This window comes from Desulfoluna sp. HI9BLuna (assembly GCF_056829775.1).
The window spans coordinates 372,161-395,409 of the sequence record NZ_CP186555.1 but is presented as its reverse complement, the minus strand read 5'-3'; the positions used below and the strand labels follow the sequence as shown (position 1 = coordinate 395,409).

Genomic DNA, 23,249 nt, shown 5'->3' with positions numbered 1-23,249 from the left:
CGCCCACGGCGATATTGCGTTTAACACAGTGCTAACCGTTTCGCGGTCATTTCCCAACATTTCCCCTCTATTTTCCTTATGACAGTTGAAGACGAACGGCCGGATGCGACGGGGCGCTGACCTCTTCCGCCATCCTGCCGGAAACGGAGATCACAACAGGAGCAGATTATGGACAGCACGATATGCCTCACCGGTGGTGCGGTGTTTGACGGAGAGCGCCTGCTGGAGCGTGGGTCGGTTCTTTTCAGCGAAAAGGGGGTGCTCGAGGTGACCGAAGGGGATCAGCCTCCCCGGGGGACCGTGACCCTGGACGCCGGGGGACGGCTGATCATGCCGGGCCTGGTGGACCTCCACTCCGACGCCCTGGAGCAGAGCATCGAGATGCGCCCCGGGGTCTATTTTGATTTTGAGTTTGCCCTTCGCAACCTGGACCGGCGCATCGCCTCCTGCGGTATCACCACCTACTGCCATGCCCTCAGCTTTGCAGACAACGAGCTGGGCTTAAGGTCCCCGGGGGAGGTGGAGCGCATCATTCGCATGGTCAAAGCCTTTGACCGCTCCTCCGGGGCCATGGTCCGTCACCTGGTCCATGCCAGGTACGAGGTGGGGGCCGAAGAGGGATGCAAGGTCCTTACCCGGCTTCTGGACGAGGGCCTCATCGACATGGTCTCGGTCATGGACCACACCCCGGGCCAGGGACAGTTCACCACCCTGGGCGCTTTTGTGGATTACTACGCCGGAGCCGGTGGGGATGCCTATGAGGAGATCGTGGGCATGGCCCATCGCAAAACAGCGTGCCGGGAGGCCGGGTGGAATGCCCTCTCTTCCTTTGCCCGGCGGGTTTCGGCCGAAGGGCTTCCCTTTTTGAGCCACGACGACGACACCCCCGAGAAGGTCGGTCTGGTCAAGGCCCTGGGCGCAACGGCCAGTGAGTTTCCCCTCTCCGTGGATGCGGCAAAACGGGCCGTGAAAGAGGGGATGCGGGTGTTCATGGGTGCGCCCAACCTGGTGAGGGGGCGCTCTTCCGGCGGGCACCTCAAGGCGGCGGAGACCGTCTCCCGAGGGCTCTGCCACGGCCTGCTCAGCGACTACTACCCCGAGTGCATGCTCCAGGCCCCCTTTACGGCCATGAAGACCCTGGACACCTCCCCGGATTATGCCCTTTCCCTTGTGACTTCCGGGCCGGGGCGCTTTATCCGTAAGGGGCTGGGAACCCTGGCCCCCGGGGAAAAGGCGGATCTGCTGGTTGTGGATCGCAGCGAGCCCTGGGCGCGGATCACCCAGAGCTGGGTGGGGGGCCGCATGGTGCACTACGCAGCCCCGGGCACAGGGGACGGGCAGGGAACCCCTGCCTGCGTCACGGAAACCGCCAAAGGAGGGCAGCGCCATGAGCGACACCATCCGGCCGCTTGATCCAACCCTGGCCGACACCGTGCTGGAGACCCGGAACCTGGGCAAGGTGTACCCCAACGGCACCGAAGCGATTCGGGGGATCTCCCTTGCCGTGCGAAAGGACGATTTTATCGTCATCATCGGCTCCTCCGGGGCGGGAAAGTCAACCCTTCTGAGGTGCCTCAACCGCCTGGTGAACCCCTCCAGCGGCGACATGTTCCTGAACGGGGAGGAGATCACCCGGGCCACCGGACGCCAGCTTCGACGGGTCCGCCAGCAGGTGGGCATGATCTTTCAGCAGTTCAACCTGGTCCGGCGGCTCACGGTCCTGGAAAACGTGTTGGTGGGGCGGCTCCGGTTCTGCACCACGCTGCTCTCCCACACAGGGTCACTGCTGAGGCTCTTCTCCGAGGCGGAGCAGGAGCTGGCCTTCAGCCTCCTCAATCAGGTGGGCATCGGAAATCTGGCTTACCAGCGCGCCGATTCCCTTTCCGGCGGCCAGCAGCAACGGGTAGCCATCGCCCGGACCCTGGCCCAGAACCCGGCCCTCTTTCTTGCCGACGAACCCATCGCCAGCCTCGACCCCAAAAGCTCGGAGGTCATCATGGGGCTGCTTCGGCGAATCCATGAGGAGCAGGGCATCCCCGTGGTGGTGAATCTTCATCACATCGACTTTGCCAGGCGCTACGCCAAACGCATCATCGGCATCTCCGCAGGGGGCGTGGTCTTTGACGGCCCGCCGGAGGCCCTCACCGACACGATCATCCGGGACGTCTACGGCCCGCGCTCCGATGATCCCACCCTGGCGGCCTGCGCCTGAATTGAAAAAGGCAGCCTCCGGCGGCCCTGCCGGAGGCCAATGGTATCGATACGATTTTTCCGTAACATAACGAACAGCACAAAGGAGATCCCATGTTTGACAACGCAAGACGATTGACCGCGGTGTGTGTGATGTGTATCGGCCTGATCCTTTCGGGGACGGCGTCGGCTTCCCAGGCCCAGTGGCCCCAAAAGATCCGTATCGGTTTTATCCCCACGGAAGGGGGCTCGGCTGTGGAGTCGCGGTTTCAGCCCCTGGCCGATCACGTGAAGAAGAGCCTGGGCGTGGAGGTGGAGATCATCAGCGCCAGTGATTACTCCGGCGTGATTACAGCTATGGCACACAAACACCTCGATTTTGCCTACTTCGGTCCCAAGAGCTATGTGGAGGCTGCCAAGAAGGCCGACGCCCAGGCCATCGCCCTGGAGCTGAACAAAGCGGGGGAACCCGGGTACTACGGGGTGATCATCACCCGCAAAGACTCGCCCATCAAGACCCTTTCCCAGATCAAGGGAAAGGTGTTTGCCTTTACCGATCCCAACTCCACCTCCGGCTACCTGGTGCCCAACATCCTCTTTGCCCGGGACCTGAGGGTGAAGCCCGAAGCTTACTTTCGCCAGGTGAAGTTCTCCGGGTCCCACGGGGCATCCATCCTTTCGGTGAAAAACGGAACCGTGGAGGTGGCCGCCACCAACAACATCGACCTGGACCGGATGATCCAGAAGGGCCAGGCCACCCTGGATGACTTTCGGGTCCTCTGGACCTCGGAGCTGATCCCCGGGGCCCCCATGGCCGCCCGCAAGGACCTGCCCGAAAGCCTGAAAGCCGCCTTTGCCGGGGCCCTTCTCTCCTTCAACGGGGACACAGAGGGCATGGCCCATCTCCAGAACGGTGGGTACGGGTTTGCCGACGACAGCACCTACGACACCATTCGCTACCTGAAATACCTCAAAAAGAAGATGGCGGCCAAATGAGCGGAACCCAGGTCATTACACGACTGAGCCTGAAACCGGTCAAGACGCCTTTTCAGACAGTGACCCGGGGGCTTTTCGCCCTTGTGGCGGCTGTGGTGCTCATCAGCTCCTACCGGTTCGTGGGCATCGACCCCATGGCTTTTATCGAGAAACGTGAGAACGCCGCCACCTATCTCTTCGGCCGCGAGCTCACCGAGTTCGACCGAAAGGACGCCAGGATCCAGGCGGAGAACCTTTTGAAGATCGTTGCCATGGAAGAGGCCGGAGAGGAGCTGAAAAAAAGGCTGGCCCGCGCAGGAAAGGCGATGCCCCTGGGCATGGCCATGCACAAGGAGACCGAGGCCCTGGCCGACGAGCTCCTATCCAGGAAACCCGAAGCCGAGCGCGAGGCCTTTGTGGAGCGGGAATACCGGCAGATCCTCCGGGACAAGAAGGGGGGCTTTTTCCCGCCGGAGACCTCGCCTTCGGCCCTTTCGGAGTACGGCCACGGACTGGTGGAGACCATCGCCATGGCCGTGTGGGGAACCCTCTTTGCCGTGGTGCTGGCCATTCCGGCGGCCATGTGCGCCGCCGAAAACACCCTGGCCCTGCTGGTCCAGGGGGAGGGGCGGCGGCACCGGGCCCTTCGCTGGGTCTGCCACGTCGGTGTGCGGCGCTTCCTGGACTTCTGCCGGGGCTTTAACGAGTTCGTCATGGCCCTGATTTTTGTGGCGGTCATCGGTCTGGGGCCCTTTGCCGGGGTTTTGGCCCTTGCGGTGCACACCTTCGGCATCCTGGGCAAGGTGGTGAGCGAGGCCATCGAGGCCATCGACCCCGGCCAGATGGAGGCCCTGGTGGCAAGCGGGGCGGGGAACCTGCAGGTGATCTCCTTTTCCGTGCTGCCCCAGGTGATGCCCCTGGTGGTGAGCTACAGCCTCCTGCGGTTCGAGTCCAACGTGCGCAGCGCAACCATTCTGGGCTTTTGCGGGGCCGGGGGCATCGGGTTTCTTATGTTCGACAAGATCAACGGGTTTGAGTACCGGGAGGTGGCCACCATGATGATCATGGTCATCGTCAGCGTCAGCCTCCTGGACTACGCCTGCGGCAAGCTGAGGAGCAGATTTATCTGATGATGCAGAGCACACAGGAACAACAAGAGCGGCAGCAGTGGATGGGGGTCCTGGCCCGGGCTCCCCTGACGTCCCTGGAGGCGGCCTGGCAGGAGGTGCCGGGCAAACCGGCATACACCTTCCTGCGTCCCCCGGAGACGGCCATGGTGATGGTGCGGGCCCGCACCGGGGGGCAGGGGCGTCCCTTCAACTTCGGGGAGGTGCCCGTCACCCGATGCGCGGTGCAGACCGAGACCGGCTTCAGCGGGTGTGCCTACGTCAGGGGCACCCGGGGGCGTCACGCGGAGCTCGCTGCGGTTCTTGACGCCTTGCTGCAGGACAGCAGGGCCCATAGCGAGGTGATGGCCAGGGTGGTGGAACCCCTGGCCGGTGAGCTGGCAGAGGAGAGGCGGCGAACGTCGGAAAAGACGAACGCCACCCGTGTCGATTTTTTCACCATGGTAAGGGGAGAATAGATGCAGACAGCCATGAATTTAAACGAGATCGCCGAAGGGTTTGCCAACCCGGCCCTCGGTACCCAGAAGGTCTTCCGGCAGGTTTTGGATGCCATGGCCCATCCGGGCCGCATCATCGAGCTGGACGAGTGGGTCCCCGTGGAGGGGCTGGACGAGGCCACCACGGCCCTGGCCCTGACCCTGCTGGATTTTGAAACCTCGTTGTGGACGGATCTTCCCAGGGGGGCGTCGGCCCTTCAGTGGGTGACCTTTCACTGCGGGTCTCCCATGGGCACCTCGGTCTCCGACGCCGACTTTGCCCTTGTCACCCGGCCGGAGTCCATGCCCCGGCTGGAGAGCTTCTGTCTGGGCAGCGAGGGGAGCCCCCATCAGTCCACCACCCTGATCCTCCAGGTGGAGCACCTGGAAGCGCGCCCGGGTAAACGGCTTATGGGGCCGGGCATCGACGGGTCCTGCGATCTGGACGCCGGGGGACTGCCCGACCATTTCTGGAGCAGTCGGAAAAACGCCCGGGCCCTGTTTCCCATGGGGGTGGATATCCTTTTTGCCTGCAACAACCGTATCGCGGCCATGCCGCGGACAACAGACTGGGAAGAGACGCCATGTATGTAGCGGTAAAAGGAGGGGAGAAGGCCATCGAACAAGCCCACGCCCTGTTGGCCGAGGAGCGCAGGGGTGATGTGTCGGTGCCGGAGTTGACCGTCGAGCAGATCGAAGAGCAGATGGGCCTTGCCGTGGACCGGGTGATGAACGAAGGCTCGCTCTGCGACAGGCGCCTGGCAGCCATTGCCGTCAAACAGGCGCAAGGGGACCTGGCCGAGGCCGTGTTTCTGTTGAGAGCGTACCGGACCACCTTGCCGCGCATCGGCTTTACCCAGCCCCTGGACACCTCGGCCATGCATATGCGGCGGCGGATCTCGGCCACCTTTAAGGACCTGCCCGGGGGCCAGATGCTGGGGCCCACCTACGATTACACCCACCGGCTGCTGGATTTTTCCCTGGAGCGGCCCCGCCAGGGAGCCAAGACCCTCCGGGTGGCCCAGGCGCCCCCGGAGCCTGCCGTGGATGACGTTTCCTGCCCCCGGGTGGCAGACCTTCTGGCCGCCGAAGGGCTCATGGCCGGTGACGAGGAAGGAGACGAAGAGCCCGGGGACATGACCCGCCAGCCCCTGGCGTTTCCTGCAGAGCGGCCCGTGCGGCTCCAGGCCCTGAGTAGGGGAGACGAAGGCTTTCTTCTCTCCATGGCCTACTCAGCCCAGCGGGGTTTCGGCTCCTCGGACCACCCCTTTGCAGGGGAGATCCGCATGGGGGAGGTGGCCCTGGAGATGGTGCCCGAAGAGCTGGGGTTTCCCGTGGTGATCGGGGAGATCACCGTCACCGAATGCGTGATGATCACCCCGCCCGGCCCCTCGACGAAAGGGGAGGCCCCGACCCTTACCCAGGGCTACGGCCTGACCTTCGGAAGGTCTGAGCGCAAGGCCATGGCCATGGCCATTGTGGACAGGACCCTCTGCAGCCGGGAGCTGGGAGAGACGGTGGCATACCCCGCCCAGGATGAGGAGTTTGTTCTCGGCCACTGCGACAGCCTGGAAGCCTCGGGGTTTGTGCAGCACCTCAAACTGCCCCATTACGTCGATTTTCAATCCGAGCTGGTGCTCTTGCGAGACCTTCGGAAAGACCACAGAGAAGGACACAGAATCCACGATGCAATCCCCAACTGAAACCACGGCACCGGAGCCGGATCAAAACGGCCCCCTGGAGGGCTACAACTTTGCCTTTCTGGATGAGCAGACCAAGCGGATGATTCGCCGAAGCCTCCTGAAGGCGGTGGCCATCCCGGGCTTTCAGGTGCCCTTCGGGAGCCGTGAGATCCCCCTGCCTTACGGGTGGGGCACCGGCGGCATCCAGATCACCGCCTCCATCATCGGCCCGGACGACACCCTGAAGGTCATTGACCAGGGGGCAGACGACACCACCAACGCGGTGAGTATCCGCTCCTTTTTTTCCAAGACCGCGGGGGTGGATACCACCACCCGGACGGACGAGGCCACGGTGATCCAGACGCGCCACCGCATCCCGGAGACGCCCCTTGCCGAAGGCCAGATCATGGTGTACCAGGTGCCCCTGCCCGAGCCCCTGGTCTTCATCGAGCCGAGCCGCACCGAAACCGAAAAGATGCACGCACTTATGGAGTATGGCGCCATGCAGGTGAAGCTCTACGAGGACATCGCCAAGCACGACCGCATCATGACGGGCTTTGACTACCCCGTTCAGGTGGCGGGCCGGTATGTCATGAGCCCGTCCCCCATCCCCAAGTTCGACAACCCCAAGATGGACCGCATGCCCGCCCTCCAGCTCTTCGGAGCCGGGCGGGAGAAGCGGATCTACGCCGTGCCACCGTACACCGAGGTTCGGAGCCTGGACTTTGAGGACTATCCCTTTGAGGTGGAGTCCTGGGAGATGAGCTGCGCCCTGTGCGGGGCAACGGAAAGCTATCTGGATGAGATCATTACCGACGATAAGGGAGGGGCCATGCATGTCTGCTCGGACACCGATTACTGCCGGCAACGCAGGGAAGGGGGGCAAGATGGGCGATGAGGCACTGCTGACCGTCACGAACCTGTGCAAGACCTACGGGCCCCAGCTGGGGTGCGAGGGCGTCGGCTTTACCATGCACCCCGGGGAGGTCCTGGGCATCGTGGGGGAGTCGGGCTCCGGCAAGTCGACCCTTTTGGGGTGCCTGTCCGGCCAGCTTCGGGCCACCTCCGGCACCGTGGTCTACCAGGCCGCCTGCGGGGCGGTGGACATGAACAGCTCCCCGGAGCAGCTGGTGCGCCGGGTGATTCGCACGGAGATGGGCATCGTGCACCAGAACCCGCGGGACGGCCTGCGCATGCACGTCAGCGCCGGGGGCAACATCGGCGAGCGCCTCATGGCCAACGGAGAGCGCCACTACGGCGGGATCCGTCGCAAGGCCATGGCGTGGCTGGAGCGGGTGGAGATCGGCGCGGACCGCGTGGACGATATCCCCGCCCACTTTTCCGGGGGCATGCAGCAGCGCCTTCAGATCGCCCGGAACCTTATCACCAACCCGCGCCTCATCTTCATGGACGAGCCCACAAGCGGCCTGGACGTCTCGGTGCAGGCCAGGGTCCTTGACATCATGCGGCACCTCGTGACCCAGCTCTCGCTCTCCATGGTCATCGTGACCCACGACCTGGCCGTGGCCAGGCTCCTGGCGCACCGCCTCCTGGTGATGCGGGCCGGGCGCGTGGTGGAAGAGGGGCTCACGGACCAGATCCTGGACGATCCCCAGCATCCCTACACCCAGCTGCTGGTCTCTTCGGTTTTGGCCCATTGAGTTGCCTTTAAGACCGGTACCCTTTTTCAGCGGTGCGCAAGCGCACCCTACCGCATACCCTCGGTGACTTCTATGTGTAAAACGTTTGAAAAATAGGGTTTTAATTGTTTTCTTGTATGGGGCTTGGGCCTGGGCTGTCGTTTGACCACGGCCTTTGAAAAAAACGGCCGAAATGGAGCGCCGCACTCCGCTGCGGCTTTTTAGTCCGTCGTTACCCGAGCTGTACCGGAGTGCGGCGCTCCAGGGGACAAGGGGCAAAGCGCATTCGCAAAATGCTTTGAAGGGGGCACGCCTTGCCGGGTTGTACCCGTCACCCATGGTGCGCAGGCACATGCTGAAGGAACATTACAGGGAGTTTATCTATGGAATGGGTTGTCAATATAGAGAAAATCAGGAAGACCTTTTGCCTGCACACCCAGGGGAATGTGACGATCCCGGTCCTCGATGAGGTGAGCCTTTCCCTTGCGCCCGGGGAAGCCGTGGTCCTTGAGGGACCGTCCGGGGCAGGCAAGAGCACGTTGTTGAAGCTGGTCTACGGTAATTACCGCATGGAGACCGGACGGGTGTGGGTTCGCCACCAGGAGCAGGTCGTTGAGATGGGGGGACTTACCCCCATGGAAGTGGTGGAGGTGCGCAACACCACCATCGGGTATGTGAGCCAGTTTCTCCGGGTGATTCCAAGGGTCTCGGCCCTGGACGTGGTGATGGAGCCCATGCTGGGGCGGGGCATGCCGTCAGATCTTGCCGGGCAGAGGGCCCGGACCCTGCTGGAACGGCTTAGGATCCCGGAGCGGCTCTGGGAGCTGTCCCCCACCACCTTTTCCGGGGGCGAGCAGCAGCGCATCAACATCGCCCGCGGGTTTGCCGTGCCCTACCCGGTGATGCTTCTGGACGAGCCCACCGCATCCCTGGACCCGGCCAACACACGCACCGTCTGTGACCTCATGGAAGAGGCCAGGAAGAACGGCACCGCGTTTCTGGGCATTTTCCACGACCAGGGCGTCCGGCAGCAGGTGGCCACACGGAGCCTGGCCATGGCTCCGGGGCAGCCAGGTTAAAGACGCCTCCGGCGGCCCTGCCGGGGGCCAAACTTTTGAAAAGTTTGACAAACATATTTCAAAGCACTTGACGGGCCATCTCATGGAGGCCACTTAGGCCAAAAATCCCCTGGCCGCCGGAGGTAGGCTTTTCCATGCACTTTAACCATAGAAGGCAGTGCGGTTAAATCGGTAATGGGCAAGTAGCGACAACGTATCCTGTGACGTCGAAGCTTGTGAGCCAGCCTGCACAAACCATCAGCGTTTATGTCGGGCGCAGCCCGAGCCGAAGGCCATTGCGCTTTGCCCTGAGGCACGAAGGGCAAAGCGCAATGGCAATAAGCTTTCGAGGTGGCTCACCTCGCCGCCGGAGGCTTGTTTTTGCTCTCGATTTTAACCATAGAAGGCTGCTTTGATGCTACGCCGCCTTTTCCCGGTTCTGGATGCAGGAGTTGCCGTCCAGGGTGAAGCACTGGCCGCAGGAGGTGCAGCGGGGTTTGACGGTTTTGTCGGCCTGCCATTTGTTGATGAGGTCGGGCTCGCAGAGCAGGGGTCGGGAGAAGGAGAAGGCGGCGATGTCGGTGTCGGCCAGGAGCTGTTCCATGGTGGCCGTGGAGCGGTTGCCGCCCACGAGGATCACCGGGGTGTCCACGGCTTCGGCAATGACCCGGGCGTAGTCGCTGAAATAGGAATCGTTTGCGGAAAGAGTCACCTCATAGGTGGTCTCTTTTTCTGTTTTTGGGGCACGGAACACGGGGCCGCCGCTGATCTCGATGCCGTCGATGCCCATGGCGTCCAGCTTTTTGCACAGGGCCAGGCACTCTTCAAAGGTGAACCCTTTGGTGCCCATGAAATCCGAGCAGTTGAGTTTGATGAGCACGGGGAAATCCGGGGCGGTTTTCTTGCGGATGTTCTCGAAGACATCAAAGATGACCCGGGCCCTTTTTTCGCTGCTTCCGCCGAAGACATCCTCCCGCCGGTTGAAGAAGGGGGAGAGGAACTGGTTGAGGAGGTAGCCGTGGCCGGCGTGGATCTCCACGCCGTCGAAGCCGCTGTCCATGGCGCGCCTGGCAGCGTCGCCGAAGGCTTCGATGAGGGTCTGGATGTCCAGGGGCGTCATCTCCTTGGGGGTGACACCGGAGATTTTGTTGGTCACGGCGGACGGTCCCCAGATCTCCCTGTTTTCCGTGTCGAACCAGGTGAAAGAGCCGCCGTAGACAAGCTGGAGGAAGACCTTGCTGCCGTTGTCGTGCACCATGTCGGTGAGGGGCTTGTACGTGTCCACGAAGGTGTCGTCGTAAGCGCCGAACATCTTGGGGTTGGGCTGCTCATCTTTCAGTACAAAGGCGTAGCCGGTGATGATGGCTGACGCCCCACCTTTGGCGAGGTCCCTGTAGAGGTCCATGACCTTGTCGTTGATGTGACCGCTCTCGTCGGCGATGCCCTCCCAGGTGGCGGCGCGGATGCATCGGTTTTTCAGTTCAAGGTTGCCAAGGCGAATGGTGTCGAACAGTTCCTTCATGATTCCTCCTGACATGCATTGGGTGGCCCCGCCGGTTTCACCTGAGGTGCTGCGAGGCACGTGGGATGATCCTTATTTATTATGGTATCGCTATGTTCCGGGTGTCTTCTCCCGGCGATTGGCTATATACTGGAATCCATGGTGGCTATAGCGCCTTGGAATAATTATTTCAAGGTTTACTGAACTTTTCCTTGTTTGGGAGGCATGGTATGGGCGAGCCAATCCTTGAAGGGGATGCGGATGTGGAGGTCATCCTGAAGTGGGTCAGCGACGACGCTTGTCACACGGAGCGCCTGTTTATTCCGGCGGTGAACGTGTGGCGGGACATTATCCCGGCGGCTCTGCGCCGTGGCATGAAGGGCTGGCAGGTGGGAGAGACCCTTCGCCATGCCTTTGAACCCGGTGAATTGCTTCCGTTGAGATCAGGGGAGCTGGTGAGGACCATCCCACGCCGTCAGGTCTCGCCTCCTCCCCAGGGGCTCCCCTTCGGGATCGTTCCGGGATTTTTCCTGCCCCGGGGTGTGGCGTCCGGGGCCCTGGGCGTTTTTCCCCAGGACATACGTCCCATGCAGGTGCTGGAGGTCACCGAAACGCGGGTGACCCTGGATCTGAACCACCCCCTGGCAGGGCTTCCCCTGGACCTGGGCATTCGCCTTCACTGCGTCGAGGAGTCGAACCGGTCCATGGCCGGGCGTTGCCGTGAGATAGCAGAATCCGTCACAGGTGACGGACCCGGTATGCAGGCGCTCTTTCAAGCTCCCGACCTTTGCGTGGACGGAACCCCGCTGCAACGGCCGGAAGGGCCGGATGATGCCGTATTTTATGCCTCGCCTCGCCTTGTGCAGCATCTGGACGCCGAGGCCGAGGGCCAGGTGCGGGCCCTTTACGGCTGCCTGCTCACCGACGGCTCGGACGTTCTGGACCTCATGGCCTCCTGGGACTCCCATTTGCCGGACGCTTTAGGGGCCTGTCGGGTCACGGGGCTGGGGATGAACGGCGAGGAGCTCGATCGCAATGCCACCCTTGGAATCCGCACCGTCCATGACCTCAACGCCCGTCCCGTGCTTCCCTATGACGACGCGTCCTTTGATGCCGTGGTGTGCACTGCTTCCGTGGAGTATGCCATCCATCCCGTGGCTCTTTTCAAAGAGGTTGCCCGGGTGCTCCGGCCCGGCGGGCTCTTTGCCCTGACCTTTTCCGATCGCTGGTTTCCTCCCAAGGCCACCCAGCCCTGGCCCGAGATTCATCCCTTTGAGCGTATGGGGCTTGTCCTTGAATATTTTCGTGCCGCAGAGGCGTTTACCGAGTATCACACGGAAAGCCGCCGGGGTTGGCCAAGGCCGGTGTCGGATCCCTATTTCCCGCAAAAGCGGGAGGCAGATCCCCTGCAGGCTGTGTGGGGAAGGCGACGGGTCGGGTAGCTCGGCTCCCCCGAAGGGTGAGAAAATCAAACAACACACCCTGACTTACATTTTGCATTCTCAAAATGGCTGACATTTTTTTCTATAGCATTCTGAAATCATGTAGCTTTCATTTTGGCTGTTTGTTTTTTTATGAAATATCCGGGCAGGGCATGGCCCTTCACCATGAGGTCGGCTGAAGAGGAAAATCGAAAAAGTAGTACTGTTGATGACGTCTACATGGCGGTTTATTAAACACAGGGTCGTGCGTAAAGTCAGCTCTGTTTATGCCTTGCGGTGTTTCCGTGTGAGGAATTGTGTCAATCTTCTTGCAGAAAGTAAATTTACCGGTGTATAGTAGGAAAAACAGCGTTTTTTTGAGGCCCCTTTGAGGGGACCACGTTCCCCCCTTTAGCGAGATAGATGTAAAAAATAGTACAGTCGTACAAAAAAACGGGCCCGGGCCCTTCGCCAGGTGGCCCGGCATATCATCGAAGACACGTCATACCAGCACACGCAGCATTTTTTCTATGAGTCACCAGGCTTGAATGAGCCGTCGTATCCATATCATGATCATTTTTCGTCGGGGCCGATGCGCGAACTCCGGAAGTGCAGTCGTATCACTTTGAACACCATGTGCGAAAGGGAGCCATGAAGGAGTACTCACTATTCAAGTCCGTTTTCAACGTCACCCCGATCATCATCGGAATCCTCTCCTGTGACGGGACCTTTCTCGAATACAACGAGTCGTTGAAAAAAGTCTCCGGCTACGCTGACGACGAACTCAGGAACCTTTCCATCCGGGACATCATCGCACCGGATGACTATGAGGAGGTGGCGAAGAACTTTATGTCACTGGTTCGCGGTGAGCTGGCCTCCCTTCGGATGACCCGCCGGTTCATCTGCAAGGGTGGTGATGTGTTCTGGGCGGATGTCTCATCATCGCCCATCTGCGGGGGGGACGGCGAGGTGAGGGCGGTGACGTGCACCGCCTTTGACATGACCCGCCAGAACAACATGGGGGTGGCCTTGAGGCAGCGCACCGAGTCCCTTGAGACACAGTTCGAGAAGCAGGGCGAGGCCGTGGTGGTTCTGGACGAAGAGATGCGGATCCTCAGGGTCAACCGGATTTTCGAGGAGGCCTCCGGGTACAGCGAAGCCGAGGCGGCCGGAGCGGGGGGGCTTTCGCAGTTCATTCACCGGGAGGACATGGAAACCCTGAAACGGTATCACAGGATGCGTCGTGAGCAGCAGGGCGGTGTGCCGGAGGCCTACCCGTGCCGCCTCATCGACAGCAAGGGTGCGATTCGTGAGCGCACCGTCAAGGTCTCCATGATTCCCGGCACGGGCAGGAGCCTTGTGGCCATCAAGGGCTGCATGACCGAGGCGCCCGCCACCCCTCCGGCACGAAACATGGACGAAATTTTCCGATTGATCGCGGAGAACTCCACGGATGTCGTCTTTATCACCGACCTTGATCTTGCCGTGACCTATGTGAGCCCTTCGGTGAAGCGGGTCACGGGGTACACCCAGGAGGAATTCAAGCTGTTGAAGCTCCAGGAATTTTTCTCCGAAGAATCCTATCTCCGGGCAAAGCAGATGCTCAAGGACGGACTTCTGGGCGAGTACAACGCCCATGTGCCCCTGACCACCGAATACAAATGCCGGCACAAGGACGGCACCAGCCGGTGGATCGAAACCATCACCAAGCTGATCCTGACGGAGTACGGCCACCCTGTTGGAATTACCGGGGCCTCCAGGGACATTACGGAGAGGAAACAGGCCGAGGAGGCCTTGCGGCGCAGCGAGATCAAATACCGCATGCTCACCGAGGAGATCAAGGACGTGGTCTTCGGCCTGACGCCGGATTTGCGCATCGACTATATCAGCCCGGTGGTCTCGGAATTCAGCGGGTATTCGCCGGAGGAGATGACCCATACCCATATCTCCCGATATCTGGACAATTCCCAGGAACTCGATACAGCCATCGTGCTTCTGGAGCAGGCCTTTTCGGGGAACCCCAGCACCACCACGTACGACTTCCGGTTCCGGGCCAAGGACCGGCCCGATTTTTACGTGGAGGTCTCCTGCAACCCCATCTCCGAGGGGGGAAAGGTGATTCTCCTCCAATGTGTCGCCCGGGACGTCACCCAGCGAAAGCAGGCCGAAGTCGCCCTGAAGGAGAGGGAGCAGCAGCTGAGCGTGGAAAATATCTACCTGAAGCGGTCCATCCAGAAGAGCGAGCGGTTCGGCAACATTATCGGTAAGAGCGAGGCCATGCAGCGGGTCTACGAGTTGATCATCCAGGCGGCGTCGTCCCCTGCCAACGTGGTGATTTCAGGGGAGTCGGGCACGGGAAAGGAGCTTGCGGCCCGGGCGATCCACGACATGAGCCCCAGGGCCGACAAACCCTTTGTACCGGTGAACTGCGGAGCCATACCGGAGAGCATCATCGAAAGCGAGTTTTTCGGGTACAAGAAGGGGGCCTTTACCGGGGCCATATGCGACAAGGCGGGGTTCCTGGACCTGGCCGACGGCGGGACTCTTTTCCTCGACGAGGTGGGTGAGATCGGCCTCAACATGCAGGTCAAGCTGTTGAGGGCCCTTGAAGGGGGCGGCTACACGCCCATCGGGAGCAACCGGGTAAAGCACGCCTCCTTTTCCATTGTGGCCGCCACCAACCGGGACCTTACAGAGCTGGTTCGCACCCGGAAAATGCGGGAAGATTTCTTTTTTCGCATCCATGTCATTCCCATCCGCCTGCCTCCGTTGCGTCACCGGGCCGAGGATATCCCCCTTCTCATCGACCATTTTTTCATGAAAGCGGGGACGGACAAGCCCCTGCCCCGGATCTCCTCCAAGGTCAGGCGGTCGTTCATGGCCTATACCTGGCCGGGCAACGTGCGGGAACTTCAGAATGTCCTCAACCGGTTTCTTGCCCTGAACAAGGTCGACTTTACGGGTATGCCCGGAGGAGAGACATCCATAGCCCCCGGAAGGGCCAGGGTCGATACCGTATCGGGTGGTGATTCCTGTACCCTGGCTTCCCAGGTGGAGCGGTTTGAAAAAGAGATCATTCAGAGTCACCTGAACCGGTACCAGTGGAACCGGAGCCGGGTGGCCCAGGTCCTTAAGATCGATCGAAAAACCCTGGCGTCCAAGATTAAGAAATTCAAGATAGCTCCCGTGGATGAGGAATAATTCCCCAATTTACGGAATGTCTCCTCTTTGTGATTTAAAGATAATAAAATTAGATAATTGACGGTTTGTAGAGAAAGGGTGGGGAAATATTCCCCGCCCTTTTTTTGTTTGAGTGCGAACAATGTTTCCCTTTTCTCCTTACTTGCCGCGGTTGAGTTGTTGCATGCGACAGGTGGCATACTCTGTGCAGTAATCCAAGCAGTGTTCGGAATGCGAAACCACTCATGCTTATCGCCCGGGGCAGCAGGTGCCGAACTGATGTTTTTCTATCCCTTGATACAGCTTGAGCAGAACATCCGGGGCTGATGTGCTCGGTGGCAACGACCCCAGCCTTTTTGTTCGAATCGTTTTTTTAAGGAATATCAACCTACTATACTGTGAATTCCAAGGAGGAATGCATGAAGAAGAATGTCCTGTGGCATCTTGCGCTGGCCCTGTTCGTTTTCTTTGTATCGCCGGTTTTCGCCGACGATGCCGGAACCGAGGTTGTTCAGGAATGCCTGGAGTCCCTGAGCAAAGTGGCCTCGCCTGCCAATGTCGTGGCCAGCTCCGGGCGCTTTGAAAACAGGGTAAGGCTTCAGTGGGACCCCGTTGCCCGCGCCACCGGGTACAGCGTGTTCAGGGCCCGTAACGTGGCAGGGCCTTATTACCCCATCAGCCCTGTATTGAAGGAGGCGACCTTTGACGACACGAAGGCCGACGTGGGGAAGTACTACTGGTACAAAATCATCGCCTGGCGCTACATCTTCCACAGCCCGGCCAGTGAGCCCGCCAACGGGTGGGCTGCCCTCTTCATGCCTAGCGGCGAGGAGACCACCGTGGAGCTGCTCACCCGGGTGATCATGGACATTCCTCACTTCATGCGTATCAAGAAAGCGGCCTCCGAAGTGGAAGAGACCCTGCCCGAGCCCATCGACACCGACCCCTACCTTCCTTCCGGAGACGAAATTTTTTCCTATGTCGAGCAGGTGTGTGCCACCGAGCATCGCAGGATCGGCTCCCCGGAGGCCCGGATCGCCGAAGAGTACATCATCGGCGAAATGTCGGCGATTCTGGGGGCGGCAAATGTGGGTGTCGAAGAGGTTGAGTGCGATGTCTACAAGGCCGAGTCCTGGAATCTCCAGGTGGAAGAGGACGGTGTGATGACGGAGTTTCCCGCCTTCTATACGGTGAACACGGGCATGGTCTACGGGGAGAAGCCCAACGGTGGGTCCGTGACGGGCTCCATGGTCTGGGCCGGTGAGGGCACCCGGGAAGAGTTCGACAAGCTGGGCAACATCCAGGGCAAGATCGTGGTGGCCCAGTGCCCCTTCCCCTCCTTTCCCGTGGGGCTCATCCAGATGCTCTATGACGACGGGTATTACACCTCGGATCCCACCGGGTCTTTCAACCTGCTGACCACCCAGGACCTGACCTTTGTGCGAAGCAACTTTCCGGCGGAGTATACAGAGGAGAACAATCCCAACTCGGTCTACTGGCTCGCCAGCGACCGGGGGGCCGCAGGACTCGTGCTGGTGCTCAAGGACCATCCCTTTGACATCAACACCCACTGGGGCCCCTATGCGGGCAAGATGAAGGCCATGCCCTGCATGTATGTCTCCCATTACAAGAACGACCGCATCAAGGCCCTTGCCCAGGCCGGTGGGGACGCCACCCTGACCATCACCGGAATCCTGGAGCCGGGCCACGGCCGCAATATCTACGGGATCCTGCCGGGGCAATCCGAGGAGACCATCATCATCAGCACCCACCACGACTCGGCCTTCAAAGGGGCCACCGAGGACGGCACCGGCGTGGGCATGGTCCTTGCCATGGCAGAGACCTGGGCCCAGGTTCCCCCGGACCAGCGTGAAAAGACCCTGCTCTTTATCACCACCACGGGGCATTTCTACGGGGGCAAGGGGTCCCGAACCTTTGCCCATACACATGCGGAGGACCTGTTGAAAAACGCCGTTCTGGACATCAACCTGGAGCACCTGGCGGCCCGGAACTACGTGGACGACGGGCAGGGCAACGGGGTGTTCGACGGAGAGCAGGCTCTCTCCATCGTCTTTGTTAACGAAAACTACGAAGCCATTGCCACGGCATCGCGGATGATGAAGCGCACCGAACCGGAGCGGACCCTGCTGATTCCCTCCACCCTCCTGGGACCCGTGCCCCCGGGTGAGGCCGGTCATTACCATATGTATACGGGGGTCGACTTCATTCACTGGATCGGTCAGCCCTATTACCTTCTTACCTCCGACGACACCCTGGACAAGGTGGATGTGTCTCAGCTCCGTCCCCTTGCCAAGGGGATTTCAGGCATGATCGGCACGTACATGAAGATGGATTGATGGGGGCAAAGGGCCGCCTGGGACCTCTGTCCCGGTGGCCCCTTTGCCCGGTGAATCGCGATGTTGCTGTAGCGCACCCGCTCTGACTCCCTGCAGCTCCCGGACCGGACAGCCCGGGAGACTGCGCAGCCTTCATTCAAATCACAGGAGACCGATACCATGACAGAACCCGAAGAGTTTTCACTGTACCTGAAGCCCACCTTTTTCATTGACTCTGACTGCGTTGAGATTGCGGACTACGCCCGGGAAGCGTGCCGGGGAGCCTATACCGACCAAGAGAAGGCGATTCGTCTGTTTTACGCTGTCCGGGACGATATCAAGTACGACCTGTTCGGCTACGAGATCAATCCCCTGTACATGAAGGCCAGCAATATCCTGAAAAAAGCGAGCGGGTACTGCGTGTCCAAGGGACTGGTCCTGTGCGCTGCGGCCAGGTCCGTGGGGATTCCCGCCCGCATGGGGTTTGCCGACCTCATCAACCACCAGACCCCCGCGAAAATCACCGAACTGCTCCAGACCGACGTGTTTGCTTTTCACGGGTTTGCCGAGATCTTTCTGGAAGGCAAATGGGTCAAGGCCACGCCCTCCTTTGATCTGGGGCTGTGCGAAAAATCCGGGTACTACATCCCGGAGTTCGATGGCATCCATGACACGACCTACCCGGCCTATACCCTCTCGGGAGAGAAGCACATGGAGTACATCCATTATTACGGAAGCTTTCCCGACCTCCCCGTGTACGATCTTCTCGATTCCGTGAAAAAGCATTACCCCCATTTTTTCAGCAACGGGATGGATGTGACCGTGGACAGCCTGGTGGAAGGTTTGGGCCTGGATATCCGGGACGTGGCACCTGAAAAGAAGCTTCTCTGTATCCCTCCGAGGGCCGCATGACCGGTCTCGGGCGGACCGCGTGCCTGTGCGATGCGGGGCTGAAACGTACCAATCCGCACGGGCACACACCTGAAACGTTCTGTGATACCTGAATTCGAGGTTTTTATGCTTTTAACGGAAGAAGAGAGAAAGATGCTGGGGGGCGAGTTCGGCCCCGGAGTCCAGAAGGCCCTGGCGTTTCTGGTTGAATACGGGGAGGCCTTTGACGCCCAGCGGCTGGTTCGGGTGGACAGCGCCCATATTCTGCCGGATCCCGTGCACATGCTTCAGGAGCTCATGGAAGGGGTGGATGTTGTGCCCACCCTGTCCACCATTCACTCCCTGTCTCCCCTTGCCGCCCGATGGGTGACGGAGCTCGGGCTTCGGGAAGACTCGGCGGGCCCGGTGATTCAGGACACGGCAAAGGCCGTGGAACTTTACAAGGGGCTGGGATGCTTTATGACCTTGAGCTGCGCCCCCTACCTCATGGGGAACATGCTGAAAAAGGACAACGTTTTTTCCTGGGCGGGGTCTTCCGGCATCATCATCAACAACTCCCTGTTCGGGGCCCGGGGAAACCGGGATTCAGGCATTGCCATGACCTGTTCGGCCATCACCGGCCGAACCCCCGAGTTCGGGCGCATACGAAAGGACGAGCGCTATGCCGAGGTGGTGGTGAAGTTCCAGAAAGTGGATACGGCAAAGCTCTCGGAAGCCGAGCTCGGTGCCATCGGCTATCACGTCGGCGCACTGGCCGAAACACGGAATGTGGTGGTGGACGGGCTGCCGCCCACCGTTCCCTTTGAAAAATTGAAATACCTGCTCTCTCCCATGCCTGTCTCCGGGGCGGTGAGCCTCTGCCATTTGACCGGGATCACGCCGGAGGCCCCGAGCCTTGAGGCGACCCTGGGCAACCGCAAGCCCGATATGACGTTGAGCCTTTCTCCCTTTGAGCTGAAAGATGCGGCGGCCCAGCTCTGTCATTACACAGCCTCGGATGTGGAGGTGGTGGCCCTGGGGTGTCCCCATCTGACCATGCGCGAAATCAGGGATATTGCCATGCGACTGGACGGGAAACGGGTGTCCGACGGGGTGCGGCTGGTCCTGGCCACCAACGAGGGCGTGCTGGAGCTGTGCCGTCGCATGGGGTATGTGGACACCATCGAAAAGGCCGGAGGCCTCGTCATCACCGATTCGTGCATCGCTGTGTTTCCCTTTGCCCACATGAAGGCGCCTGTATCCCGCGTGGCGACCAACTCAGCCCGTTGTGCCCATTACCTGCTTCGCGGGGGGGCCGGCGAGGTGGCCGGGGGAAAGGTGATGGATACGTACTACGGCAGCACCGGTCAATGTATCGATGCGGCCCTTACCGGAACATGGGAGGAACGATGAACATCAAAGGACACACCATCAAAGAGGGATGCGTGGAAGGGGAGGCACTGGTCCTGAGTATGCCCTTCTCCTTTCTGGGGGACTTCGACCTTACCACCGGCAGGCTCAACGACCTGCACGACCAGGCCGGAGCCAACATTTCCGGCAAGATCCTTGTGTTTCCATCGGGGAGGGGCTCCACCACAGGAGCCCTCATCGGGTTTTACGCCTGCCTGTTCAAAACAGGGCCCCTGGGGATGATCGTACGGGAGGCAGAGCCTGTTGTCGCCATCAGCGCCGTCATGAACAACATCCCCATGATGGATCGCCTGGACATCGACCCCATGGCCGTGATCCGCACCGGGGATTGGGTCTGCCTGGACGCCACCAACCGGGTGGTGAGGGTGGAGAAGAACATGACGTTGAGGGAGGCGGGGTAGGGGTTGGGAAAGCGGGGAAAACAGTGAACAGTGAACAGTGAATAGTGAATAGGGGATAGTGAATAGGGGATAGTGAATAGGGAATAGGGGATAGTGAATAGGGAGTAGGGGATAGGGAATGGGGGATAGGGAATAGGGGATAGGGAATAGGGGATAGGGAATGGGGGATAGGGAATAGGGGATAGGGAATAGGGAATAGGGGATAGGGGATAGGGGATAGGGAATGGGGAATGGGGAATGGGGGGCCTTGGTCATCGTTTCGGTCATCAGGGTGTTCTTGAGGACGCCGTTTCAAGGGCCGATAGCGCCGTGGGGTGCACTCTGTGTACCGTGTTCGGGTCATCCAGGGTTTCGATTTTACTGAGGGATTCGGGATATGACGGGGTTTTTACCTTGCCGCCGGGGGCCGTTTTTTCATGGCTTCAGCAGGCGCCAGGCGATGGCCTGGGCCAGCACGGCCATGGCCAGGGAGAGGAGAAAGGCCTCAGCCATGGGAAGGGCCGTGAGCGTTCGGTTCAGGGCCATGCAGAAGGCGGCAAAGGAGTAGAGACCGAAGACCATGCCCCGAAGGAGTTTTACCACGTACCCCGTGCCCTGCTTCCGGTGGGAGAAGACGGTCAGGATGGAGCCCATTACCGGAAAGGTGGCGGCAATGCCGCTTGCCCGGGGGCCGATGGTGGCTGAGGCCCAGGTGACGGCCAGCACCAGGATCACGGCGGCGATCATCCTGTAGGCGAGCTCATGGGGGTGGGAGACCGAAGTCGGTGCCCCGGGGGATGTGGCCGGAAACAGCCTCGGGGAGAACCACAGCACGGCCAGAATAAGGGGAAGGCCGATGCGAAGGGGAGGGAACCAGGCCAGCAGGAGAAGGGCCGACAGGGTGTAGGCCAGAAGGGCAAGCCCCAGGGCAACCGGCCAGTTGAACCGCGTGGCGCTCCAGGCGTAGGCCAGGTAAAAGGCGACAAAGGCCAGGACCCCGGACAGGGTTCCGGTGGCTGCGTTTCCGGCAAAGGCCGGGCCGTGCTCCAGGGCAAGGAAGAGCAGGATGGGGCCGGAGATCACCGGGAAGGCGGAGAGCCATCCGGCAACCAGGGCACCCCAGCGTTTTCCCGCGTAAGTAACGGCTGCGATGATGCCGGGGGTGAGGATGAGCTTGAGACCGAGGGTGGGTTGCATGGGCAATACCTGCATGGGGAAAGGGATCATACCGGCCCGCATGGAACCATTGGCTGGTCCGGCGCCAAGGGGGACATGACAATGCCGTCCCCCGTGCGGGCGTTCATGACGAGGGTTTACGACACTTCGCGCGTTGGGTCAAGGGGCGTCGTGATGAAAAAATACGGTGCTGTTCCGGGGGGATGGGCGAGGGAACATGGATGCCCTGTTGTGCCCGGCATGGAACGGTGGGGGACCGACCGCTCCTTGTCTGATAACGATGTTTTGAAAAGAGTACAATATGTCTTGACGTGATCGGGTTTGTCGGCTTACGTTAACGTGAAGTTTAGCTTTGGCCAGAAGGTTGGTTTTTTTGTGAACAGACCGGATTTCCGAAAGGATAGAGACCATGAGCAAGGTGACGCGAGTCGGGATTGTGGGAGCGGGGATGATGGGGGCTGAGATTGCCCTGTGTTGCGCGCAAAGCGGCATGGATGTCATTTTAAAAGAGGTGAGCCAGGACCTGGCGGACAGGGGCAAGGCGGTTGCAGGCAAGATCCTGTCACGTGCGGTGGACAAGGGCAGGCTGGATGGGACGGAAAAAGAGAATACCCTTGCCCGCATCGAAGCCACGGACATGTATGACGGGTTCGACGAGGTGGACCTTGTGATCGAGGCAATCCTGGAAGTGCCTGAAACCAAGCGGGCCCTCTTTGAAGAGCTGGACGTTCTGTGCAAGCCCGAGTGCGTCTTTGCCTCCAACACCTCATCCATCTCCATTACGAAACTGGCCGCCGCGGCCCGCCCCGATCGGTTCGTGGGGCTCCACTTCTTTTCTCCGGCCTCGGTGATGAAGCTGGTGGAAGTGATCCCCGGGCTCGTCACCTCCACGGCAACCGCAGAGTTTGCCATGGGATTCTGCCGGGCCATCGGCAAGGAGCCGGTGAAGGTGAAAAATGTGGAGGGGTTTGTGGTGAACCGCATCCTCCTGGCGCTGATGAACGAGGCCTACAGGCTCCTGGACGAGGGGGTCGCCACCAAAGAGGACATCGACACCGCATGCCGTCTCGGCCTCGGTCACCCCGTGGGTCCCTTTCGCCTGAGCGACAACATCAGCCTGGATCTTCTCGACAAGGTCCATACCATTCTCACCGATACCTACGGCGACCGGTTCAAGACCCCCGGGATTTTCCGCGAACATCTCGACGCCGGGCGCGTGGGGCGCAAGGCCGGCAAGGGGTGGTATGACTACTGATCTCCGGACCCGTAGGTGGTCTTGCCGCACGCGGTATTGACACGCGTTTCAAAATCAAGAAGAATACCCTGTAAAACCGTTACCAGTGTAGCCCGGATATTTCACGAGTCGAGTGCACCCATATTCAAGGCATCAGAGCTGCAGAAGTCGTGGTTTTATAAAAGCTCTGATAACGCAGAAGATGGGTGCACTCGGCTCGCCCGAAGGGTGAGAAAATCAAACAGCAAACGTTGATTTACATTTTGCATTTTCAAAATAGCTGACATTTTTACTGTAGCCATCCGAAATCATATTGCTTTCCTTTTGGGTGGCTGTTTTCTCATGAAATATCCGGGGTAGGAGACACATGCCTTTACATACCATACGATTTCTCTCTCCGCCTCCTCCGCAGACAGCCTGAATTTTTTGGCGTTCTCTGTAGAGTGAGTGGCGATGGCTCCTGATTTGCCCGGTATCCGGGTGTGATTAAGAGAACGGGGGCCGTGCGTGAAATCCGGGCCCCCGGCCATCCGTCCGCTCTGAGTGTGGACTTTCTGCTGATATGTCAGCGG

The 23,249-nt window shown here is 60.3% G+C and carries 19 protein-coding genes; 17 read left to right on the top strand and 2 right to left on the bottom strand.

Going from position 1 to position 23,249, the window contains the following annotated elements:
* Positions 1 to 168: 168 nt before the first annotated feature.
* The 10 genes from ACOYW0_RS01380 to phnL all read left to right on the top strand — a co-directional run bounded on the left by ACOYW0_RS01380 (position 169) and on the right by phnL (position 9,169).
* On the top strand, positions 169 to 1,413 hold the full coding sequence (locus ACOYW0_RS01380; RefSeq protein ID WP_482416802.1) for an alpha-D-ribose 1-methylphosphonate 5-triphosphate diphosphatase: 1,245 nt from the start codon (positions 169 to 171) through the stop codon (positions 1,411 to 1,413).
* Positions 1,388 to 2,212, top strand: a complete 825-nt coding sequence (gene phnC, locus ACOYW0_RS01375) for a phosphonate ABC transporter ATP-binding protein (protein WP_482416801.1) — start codon at positions 1,388 to 1,390, stop codon at positions 2,210 to 2,212. Before ACOYW0_RS01380 ends, phnC begins: the two co-directional genes overlap by 26 nt.
* Before the next feature lie 92 nt (positions 2,213 to 2,304).
* Positions 2,305 to 3,186, top strand: coding sequence for a phosphonate ABC transporter substrate-binding protein (gene phnD, locus ACOYW0_RS01370; RefSeq protein ID WP_482416800.1), 882 nt, complete (start codon positions 2,305 to 2,307; stop codon positions 3,184 to 3,186).
* A complete protein-coding gene (gene phnE, locus ACOYW0_RS01365; RefSeq protein WP_482416799.1) occupies positions 3,183 to 4,295 on the top strand; it encodes a phosphonate ABC transporter, permease protein PhnE in 1,113 nt (370 codons plus the stop codon). Before phnD ends, phnE begins: the two co-directional genes overlap by 4 nt.
* A complete protein-coding gene (gene phnG / locus ACOYW0_RS01360) occupies positions 4,295 to 4,750 on the top strand; it encodes a phosphonate C-P lyase system protein PhnG (protein ID WP_482416798.1) in 456 nt (151 codons plus the stop codon). Before phnE ends, phnG begins: the two co-directional genes overlap by 1 nt.
* Positions 4,751 to 5,362: a phosphonate C-P lyase system protein PhnH gene (gene phnH, locus ACOYW0_RS01355; RefSeq protein ID WP_482416797.1), complete on the top strand. Its 612-nt coding sequence runs from the start codon at positions 4,751 to 4,753 to the stop codon at positions 5,360 to 5,362.
* The gene (locus ACOYW0_RS01350; protein WP_482416796.1) at positions 5,353 to 6,471 is read left to right on the top strand and encodes a carbon-phosphorus lyase complex subunit; all 1,119 of its coding nucleotides are present in this window, start codon (positions 5,353 to 5,355) and stop codon (positions 6,469 to 6,471) included. Before phnH ends, ACOYW0_RS01350 begins: the two co-directional genes overlap by 10 nt.
* Entirely contained in the window at positions 6,455 to 7,348 is an 894-nt protein-coding gene (locus tag ACOYW0_RS01345; protein ID WP_482416795.1) for an alpha-D-ribose 1-methylphosphonate 5-phosphate C-P-lyase PhnJ, read from the top strand. The genes ACOYW0_RS01350 and ACOYW0_RS01345 overlap by 17 nt, the downstream gene beginning before the upstream one ends.
* On the top strand, positions 7,338 to 8,111 hold the full coding sequence (gene phnK / locus ACOYW0_RS01340) for a phosphonate C-P lyase system protein PhnK (RefSeq protein ID WP_482416794.1): 774 nt from the start codon (positions 7,338 to 7,340) through the stop codon (positions 8,109 to 8,111). Before ACOYW0_RS01345 ends, phnK begins: the two co-directional genes overlap by 11 nt.
* Before the next feature lie 362 nt (positions 8,112 to 8,473).
* Complete coding sequence (gene phnL / locus ACOYW0_RS01335; RefSeq protein WP_482416793.1) at positions 8,474 to 9,169, top strand: phosphonate C-P lyase system protein PhnL; 696 nt, start codon at positions 8,474 to 8,476, stop codon at positions 9,167 to 9,169.
* A gap of 397 nt (positions 9,170 to 9,566) precedes the next feature.
* Here the strand turns inward: phnL and ACOYW0_RS01330 are convergent, their stop codons facing one another.
* On the bottom strand, positions 9,567 to 10,670 hold the full coding sequence (locus ACOYW0_RS01330) for an NADH:flavin oxidoreductase (RefSeq protein ID WP_482416792.1): 1,104 nt from the start codon (positions 10,668 to 10,670) through the stop codon (positions 9,567 to 9,569).
* Positions 10,671 to 10,879: 209 nt separating this feature from the next.
* On the opposite strand from ACOYW0_RS01330, the gene ACOYW0_RS01325 reads away from it, so the two are divergent.
* From ACOYW0_RS01325 to ACOYW0_RS01300, 6 genes are all read left to right on the top strand, one after another.
* Positions 10,880 to 12,091 (top strand): methyltransferase domain-containing protein, encoded by a 1,212-nt coding sequence (locus ACOYW0_RS01325; RefSeq protein WP_482416791.1) that lies wholly within the window; start codon positions 10,880 to 10,882, stop codon positions 12,089 to 12,091.
* Positions 12,092 to 12,721: 630 nt separating this feature from the next.
* Positions 12,722 to 15,271 (top strand): PAS domain S-box protein, encoded by a 2,550-nt coding sequence (locus tag ACOYW0_RS01320; protein WP_482416790.1) that lies wholly within the window; start codon positions 12,722 to 12,724, stop codon positions 15,269 to 15,271.
* A 398-nt stretch (positions 15,272 to 15,669) separates the two neighbouring features.
* A complete protein-coding gene (locus tag ACOYW0_RS01315) occupies positions 15,670 to 17,607 on the top strand; it encodes a M28 family peptidase (RefSeq protein ID WP_482416789.1) in 1,938 nt (645 codons plus the stop codon).
* A gap of 159 nt (positions 17,608 to 17,766) precedes the next feature.
* Positions 17,767 to 18,498: a transglutaminase-like domain-containing protein gene (locus ACOYW0_RS01310; RefSeq protein ID WP_482416788.1), complete on the top strand. Its 732-nt coding sequence runs from the start codon at positions 17,767 to 17,769 to the stop codon at positions 18,496 to 18,498.
* A 105-nt stretch (positions 18,499 to 18,603) separates the two neighbouring features.
* The gene (locus ACOYW0_RS01305) at positions 18,604 to 19,869 is read left to right on the top strand and encodes an aconitase X (protein WP_482416787.1); all 1,266 of its coding nucleotides are present in this window, start codon (positions 18,604 to 18,606) and stop codon (positions 19,867 to 19,869) included.
* Complete coding sequence (locus tag ACOYW0_RS01300; RefSeq protein ID WP_482416786.1) at positions 19,866 to 20,288, top strand: aconitase X swivel domain-containing protein; 423 nt, start codon at positions 19,866 to 19,868, stop codon at positions 20,286 to 20,288. Before ACOYW0_RS01305 ends, ACOYW0_RS01300 begins: the two co-directional genes overlap by 4 nt.
* 414 nt (positions 20,289 to 20,702) lie before the next feature.
* On the opposite strand, the gene ACOYW0_RS01295 is transcribed toward ACOYW0_RS01300, so the two are convergent.
* A complete protein-coding gene (locus tag ACOYW0_RS01295; RefSeq protein WP_482416785.1) occupies positions 20,703 to 21,464 on the bottom strand; it encodes a hypothetical protein in 762 nt (253 codons plus the stop codon).
* Between the two features lie 388 nt (positions 21,465 to 21,852).
* Here ACOYW0_RS01295 and ACOYW0_RS01290 point away from each other — a divergent pair, with 388 nt between their 5' ends.
* Positions 21,853 to 22,698, top strand: coding sequence for a 3-hydroxyacyl-CoA dehydrogenase family protein (locus ACOYW0_RS01290; protein WP_482416784.1), 846 nt, complete (start codon positions 21,853 to 21,855; stop codon positions 22,696 to 22,698).
* The last annotated feature ends 551 nt before the right edge of the window (positions 22,699 to 23,249 follow it).

Coding starts and splice junctions, on each gene's coding strand:
- ACOYW0_RS01380 (WP_482416802.1), top strand. CDS start 169: ATGGACAGCACGATATGCCTCACCGGTGGTGCGGTGTTTGACGGAGAG.
- phnC (WP_482416801.1), top strand. CDS start 1,388: ATGAGCGACACCATCCGGCCGCTTGATCCAACCCTGGCCGACACCGTG.
- phnD (WP_482416800.1), top strand. CDS start 2,305: ATGTTTGACAACGCAAGACGATTGACCGCGGTGTGTGTGATGTGTATC.
- phnE (WP_482416799.1), top strand. CDS start 3,183: ATGAGCGGAACCCAGGTCATTACACGACTGAGCCTGAAACCGGTCAAG.
- phnG (WP_482416798.1), top strand. CDS start 4,295: ATGATGCAGAGCACACAGGAACAACAAGAGCGGCAGCAGTGGATGGGG.
- phnH (WP_482416797.1), top strand. CDS start 4,751: ATGCAGACAGCCATGAATTTAAACGAGATCGCCGAAGGGTTTGCCAAC.
- ACOYW0_RS01350 (WP_482416796.1), top strand. CDS start 5,353: ATGTATGTAGCGGTAAAAGGAGGGGAGAAGGCCATCGAACAAGCCCAC.
- ACOYW0_RS01345 (WP_482416795.1), top strand. CDS start 6,455: ATGCAATCCCCAACTGAAACCACGGCACCGGAGCCGGATCAAAACGGC.
- phnK (WP_482416794.1), top strand. CDS start 7,338: ATGGGCGATGAGGCACTGCTGACCGTCACGAACCTGTGCAAGACCTAC.
- phnL (WP_482416793.1), top strand. CDS start 8,474: ATGGAATGGGTTGTCAATATAGAGAAAATCAGGAAGACCTTTTGCCTG.
- ACOYW0_RS01330 (WP_482416792.1), bottom strand. CDS start 10,670: ATGAAGGAACTGTTCGACACCATTCGCCTTGGCAACCTTGAACTGAAA.
- ACOYW0_RS01325 (WP_482416791.1), top strand. CDS start 10,880: ATGGGCGAGCCAATCCTTGAAGGGGATGCGGATGTGGAGGTCATCCTG.
- ACOYW0_RS01320 (WP_482416790.1), top strand. CDS start 12,722: ATGAAGGAGTACTCACTATTCAAGTCCGTTTTCAACGTCACCCCGATC.
- ACOYW0_RS01315 (WP_482416789.1), top strand. CDS start 15,670: ATGAAGAAGAATGTCCTGTGGCATCTTGCGCTGGCCCTGTTCGTTTTC.
- ACOYW0_RS01310 (WP_482416788.1), top strand. CDS start 17,767: ATGACAGAACCCGAAGAGTTTTCACTGTACCTGAAGCCCACCTTTTTC.
- ACOYW0_RS01305 (WP_482416787.1), top strand. CDS start 18,604: ATGCTTTTAACGGAAGAAGAGAGAAAGATGCTGGGGGGCGAGTTCGGC.
- ACOYW0_RS01300 (WP_482416786.1), top strand. CDS start 19,866: ATGAACATCAAAGGACACACCATCAAAGAGGGATGCGTGGAAGGGGAG.
- ACOYW0_RS01295 (WP_482416785.1), bottom strand. CDS start 21,464: ATGCAACCCACCCTCGGTCTCAAGCTCATCCTCACCCCCGGCATCATC.
- ACOYW0_RS01290 (WP_482416784.1), top strand. CDS start 21,853: ATGAGCAAGGTGACGCGAGTCGGGATTGTGGGAGCGGGGATGATGGGG.